This window comes from Kribbella sp. NPDC048915, from assembly GCF_040649595.1.
Classification (GTDB): Bacteria; Actinomycetota; Actinomycetes; order Propionibacteriales; family Kribbellaceae; genus Kribbella.
Genome location: NZ_JBEZFT010000155.1, coordinates 1 through 1,900 on the forward strand (window position 1 = coordinate 1; position 1,900 = coordinate 1,900).

General features: G+C 66.4%; 2 protein-coding genes and 1 pseudogene. All 3 read left to right on the plus strand.

Features of this window, described 5'->3' with window-relative positions; all coding sequences use genetic code 11:
• Positions 1-588 precede the first annotated feature (588 nt).
• Positions 589-1,002, plus strand: a complete 414-nt coding sequence (locus tag AB0B82_RS35375) for a hypothetical protein (protein WP_360178958.1) — start codon at positions 589-591, stop codon at positions 1,000-1,002.
• Positions 999-1,763, plus strand: a complete 765-nt coding sequence (locus AB0B82_RS35380; RefSeq protein WP_360178961.1) for a PIN domain-containing protein — start codon at positions 999-1,001, stop codon at positions 1,761-1,763. The genes AB0B82_RS35375 and AB0B82_RS35380 overlap by 4 nt, the downstream gene beginning before the upstream one ends.
• Before the next feature lie 42 nt (positions 1,764-1,805).
• Positions 1,806-1,900 (plus strand): annotated as a pseudogene (locus tag AB0B82_RS35385) (transposase); the annotation flags it as partial.

The window sequence follows — 1,900 nt, forward strand, 5'->3', positions numbered from 1 at the left end:
GCTCACCGCCGAAGACCCACTCCCTACCGACCTACGCGACGCCCTCGCCCAGATCACCTGACCCAACGGTGCGCACTAAATTGATAAGACTCAGGTCCGGTTTGCAGAAGATGGTCAGCCGCTACCGGCGGGAGCCTCGCTCGATGTCGGCGTTGATTGACAGTTGGCTGAGGGGCATGAGCTTCGGGAGTTTGCTCAGCGGTTGAACGAGATGGTGCCGCCGGAGCAGCGTGGGACTTCGCCTGTGTTGGCCGGGCCGCAGAAGGGGACGCCGGCATATACCGCGTTTGCCGGGCTGGCGGAGGTGGGGACGCTTGAGGCGCCGCCCCGGACGCCTGAAGTTCGGAAGGGCGGCGTCGCGAACCAAGCCGAGCGGACCAAGAGCGCGGAACAGGACAAGTAGGGCCACAGCCGACTTGCGAACGCCTGCAGCGATCTGGTCGGTAGACGCCTCGCCGTACCTGCTATCGGCACGGTGGGCAGGCACGGCCCACGCGATCCGCGTCGAATGTTTGAACGGCCGGGAGTTGTCCACAGGCGCCGCGCAGTGGGCGTGGTCTGAGACTGTCGGCAACTAAACTGCTGGGTATGTTTCGGCCGACGATGGACTCGCGGATTTATCTGCTGGATGAGGATGAGCGGCAGACGACGCCGGGCGGGCCGGCGGTAGTCGGGCCGGACGGGCGGCGGGAAGAGATTCCTCCGGCGGTGTACCGGGCGATCTCGCACGTGCTCGAGGCGATGCGGGCGGGGCACGGGGTGAAGATCGTTCCGTTGCGGCCCGAGCTGCCGATCGACGAGGCGGCTGCCGCGATCGGGATGGGGCGGGACGACCTGCGGAAGAACGTCGCGCAGGGCGCTGTGCCGTTCCGATCGACCGAGCACGTCGACTGGGTGCGGTTGGCCGACCTTATCGAATGGGACAACCGGCGGTACGCCGAGCAGCAAGCCGCGTTGGACGAGCTGATGGGCGGCGACCCGGACGACGACGAAACGTCATGACCGAGTCGGAACGGCCGGACTCTCTCGGAGTCGAGCGAGCCTTCCTGGATGCGAATGTGATCCGTGGACAGCAGACCACGGACGTCCTGCTGTCGGTGGCCAACCGCCGCGTGTTCGAGCCACGCTGGACCGAGCACGTCATCGACGAGATGCGGCGCAATCGCCCCGAGGGTCTGTCCGAGGCGGACATCGACAAACGCATCAGGACGATGAACAGGGCCTTCCCGAACGCCCTGACGGAGACCCCTCCGCAGGGTCTGCAGGACCAGATGCAAGCCGATCCCAAGGACCGCCATGTGCTGGCGGGCGCGGTGCACAGCGGGTCGGCCGTCCTGGTCACCGACAACCTCAAGGATTTCGATCCGCCGTCGAGCGGGCCGCACGCGATGCGGGTCGAAAGTCTGAACCAGTTCCTCATCCGGAAGCTCGACGAGAATCCGGAACGGGTTCAGGCAGCGCTGCAGGACATGCTGAACCGGTACAAGCGCGATCCGCGGACGATGTCGACTCTGATCGACACCATGGCTCAGGGGCAAGAGCTTCGGCAGTTCGCACAAAAGCTGAATACCGTGGTGCCGCCGGAGCAGCGTGGGAGTTTACCGGTGCTTGCGGCGAATCAGCGTGGTTCTGCTCAGCACGCCGCGTTCGCCGGAGTGGCTGAGCCTGGAAGGCCCGAGGCTCCGGCTACGACGCCTGAGGCGCGGAAGGGTGGCGCCGCAACGGGCGCCGAGCGGACCAAGGACACCGAGCAGGACAAGTAGCCGGAGCCGAGCCGCGTCGAGCCTGGAACAGCTGCTGGCCCAATCCTGGCCTACTTCGACCGGCCGGGCACGTCCAACGGACCGACCGAGGCGATCAACGGCCGCCTCGAACACCTCCGCGGCTCCGCTCTCGGATT